We start from the raw sequence: 3,231 nt of genomic DNA, 5'->3' as shown, positions 1-3,231 counted from the left end.
AGATGGCGCAAGAAGCTGTCAAAATACGGAATATCAGCGTACGTTTTGCCTGCCAGTTATTTGTAGTGAGCGAAAGTTGCTATCGTTATCAAGCTAAACTGAGTAAAGAAAATGAAGCAATAGCTGACTGGCTGATACGCATCACTGATAGCCAGCGCAACTGGGGATTTGGCTTGTGCTTTTTATACCTTCGAAACGTAAAAAACTTAAGATTTAACCACAAAAGGGTTTACCGAATTTATTGTGCGTTGTCACTGAACATGCGAATAAAGCCGAAGAAACGCCTAGAACGGGATAAGCCCGAGCCACTGACGGTACCCGAAACGAGCAATGAATGTTGGTCAATGGACTTTATGCATGATCAACTGTCGGATGGGCGCTCAGTCCGTTTATTGAATATCATCGATGATTTTAATCGTGAAGCATTAGCTATTGAAGTGGATTTTTCCCTGCCGGCGAGTCGGGTTGTAAGAGTACTAGAGCAACTTATTGAGTGGAAAGGAAAACCGGTTTCCATACGCTGTGATAATGGGCCAGAATACACCAGTAATATATTGATATCATGGGCTAATCTGCAAGATATCAAAATAAACTTTATCCAGCCAGGTAATCCGCAGCAAAATGCTTACATTGAGCGTTATAATCGGACAGTCCGCTATGAGTGGTTAGGGCAATACTTGTTTTCATCACTGGATGAATTACAAGACTATGCTACACGGTGGCAATGGTTTTATAATCACGAACGGCCGAACATGGCGTTGAATGGCTATACCCCAATGCAACATCTACAACGAATGACCTGATTCTACTTATAACCTCGGTTAAAAACGGGGGGATTACCACCTCACCTATCGCTTCACATTTCACGGGGATCGTCTACTTGGCATTATCAAAATCAATTTCATCCCAACGGGCAAAGCACAATTCACTAGAACGAATAAAGACTAACAAAGTCAGTGTATAACCTTTCCCGTCCGGTTTAGCTGCACGAACTTTTGTATCGGTTAATACCATATTCTTTGTTCTCTTCACCTCAGAGTGGGTATATACGAGATATCTCAGATGATTTCGCGTTGTCCACATCCCCTAAAATGAGACAGCTATAATTAGATTTTTTGCCCTAAAAATTGCAGAGGTCATGATGAAAAAAGTTCGTTTTACTGAGACTCAAATCGCTAATATCTTAAAACTCGCTGATTCAGGGATGAAAGTGGAAGACATTTGTCGCCAAAATGGGAGCAGTAATGCGTAATAAATATTATCGAAGCGACAGATATACTCACAAGGAGGTTAATACGGGTTGGCCTGGATTGACATGCATTAACTAAAAATGCGAAGAAAGCCTTGTAGCCTTAAGATTTCAGGCATAAAAAAGACGCCTTGAGCGTCTTAATTTTCACTTTAGTGGTGCGAAGGCCGGACTCGCATTTTATAGGCAATGCATTGTTTTTATTTGATATAAATTTATAGATAATTTTTTGTATACTTAAATGTATACTCAGTGGTTTTACATGAGATAAGAAAAAATTCAAACACTCATAGACATAATTTATTTAGACTCGGTATTTATAGCAAGATATGGCAGTATGAACTTATTCAAAGTAAAAATTAAGGGTCAAAATGAAATTAGTTGCAAATGGCTTAAATAAGCAATTTTTCAAATCATTATTACCTCCTTCAGGAACTGAGTTAGATGGTGTCGTTGCAGCAATAGCGTATGGTGATGATAGAACAGAACTATTGCAACATTGCATAGATAACAAGTTTCGATTAGATATCTGGATGCGTTATGACCACACAGTACCAGTTGCTCCCAGTTTCCTAACAAAGCTCCTGAAAAATACAAAAAACAATATTTTTTGTAAACTAGTCCCGGATGCATTACACAGCAAAATTATCTGGTGGAAAGGATATGGTGCTTATATAGGTTCAGCGAATCTCACTAACCGTGCATGGTATTCAAATATAGAAGCTGGTGTTTTCTTTACCGAGAGTGATCTAGTTAACTCTGGTATGCTAGAACAATTAACAGAATTTTTTGATAATCTAGAATCTTTGGATGTATGTTTTGATTTAAATGAAAATATAATTCAAGAACAGAAAAAATTTTTAGAACTTGAAAAGCAGAAAAAAAATGAAGAAGAAAAAATAAAATCAAAAAGAGAAATGCCTTTTTGGGAAGGTGTAAGCTTTATTGATAATAAAAAATCAAAAGATAAATTGAAAGAGAATTTCAAAAAAGAATGGGAAAGTGCACTATCCATAATTAAAAATATTGCAGCACAAATTGATAAGTACCGGCCTACTTGGGTTGCAGAAAACACACCACTTTTTTGGCAAACAGATCAATTTCTACATGCGTACTATTATAATAAAGTAAAACAAAATGATAATACCTATCCTTATGAGGAACTCTACCAAATGAATAGTAGAAATCCTCAGGCAGCGCTAACAGATATGCTATCATGGTGGAAAAATTTACCTGCCCCACCATCAAATGAAAATGATAATCTGCAAATCAAGGCACCACTAATACGTCAAAGCTTACAGCGTAGTAATATTCAAAGCCTGAAAGAAAATGATCTTCTGAATATTATACATTCTACCCATGCGACAATGGATCATTTGATAAAAATGAGTTCAGAATCTCTAGGGGAACCAAACAAGAAAACGTTGACAAGAAATGAACGTTTACCTTTATATACGAAATGGTTGATAAGCCAACGCAATCAAAAAGGTCAAAATATTTTTGAACTTCTTGAATTTGTTTTATATGGCGGCAAAGCTGAAAACATGTGGGAACGAATATATCTAGCAGGAAAGGATGAAGATTATAAATTTGCTCATTATGGAATTAACTCTATTGCTGAAGTTGCAGGATGGGCTAAACCTGAAGATACACCACCTAGAAATGGAAGAACAAACAAAGCACTTAGAGCATTAGGATACCCCGTAAAAATTAATATATAATTTTTCAATAAATTGAATTGGCACTGATACTCAATATCCATCTCGGTGCCAATATATTTTAAGTGTACATTAATAACTCTGAGTTATTATAATTAATCCATACTATCAAGACTGTAATTTAGATTGTGTATTTGCCTGCTTTTGATAGGTTAAATCCAACAACAAAGCAGGCATATTATGGATGAGAAAAAACTAAAAGCCCTTGCTGCAGAATTTGCAAAAGGCATTAAAACCGAAGCTGACCTCAAACAGTTCACTCGT

At 36.4% G+C, this 3,231-nt stretch carries 3 protein-coding genes and 1 pseudogene; 3 read left to right on the top strand and 1 reads right to left on the bottom strand.

Annotation, left to right across the window (positions count from 1 at the left end; translation table 11 throughout):
• Window positions 1–803 (top strand): IS3 family transposase (locus PR833_RS15850; RefSeq protein ID WP_272526336.1); only part of this gene is annotated, 803 nt, incomplete at its 5' end.
• 73 nt (window positions 804–876) lie between these two features.
• Here the strand turns inward: PR833_RS15850 and PR833_RS15845 are convergent.
• Entirely contained in the window at window positions 877–1,014 is a 138-nt protein-coding gene (locus PR833_RS15845) for a prophage integrase (protein ID WP_014657374.1), read from the bottom strand.
• Between the two features lie 127 nt (window positions 1,015–1,141).
• On the opposite strand from PR833_RS15845, the pseudogene PR833_RS15840 reads away from it, so the two are divergent.
• Window positions 1,142–1,249 (top strand): annotated as a pseudogene (locus tag PR833_RS15840) (transposase); the annotation flags it as partial.
• A 371-nt stretch (window positions 1,250–1,620) separates the two neighbouring features.
• Entirely contained in the window at window positions 1,621–2,970 is a 1,350-nt protein-coding gene (locus PR833_RS15835; protein ID WP_272526335.1) for a phospholipase D family protein, read from the top strand.
• The last annotated feature ends 261 nt before the right edge of the window (window positions 2,971–3,231 follow it).

This window comes from Providencia sp. PROV189 (assembly GCF_028480065.1).
In the GTDB taxonomy this organism is placed as follows: Bacteria; Pseudomonadota; Gammaproteobacteria; order Enterobacterales; family Enterobacteriaceae; genus Providencia; species Providencia stuartii.
Note: the sequence above shows the minus strand (reverse complement) of the source record. Positions and strands in the feature narration are given on the sequence as shown.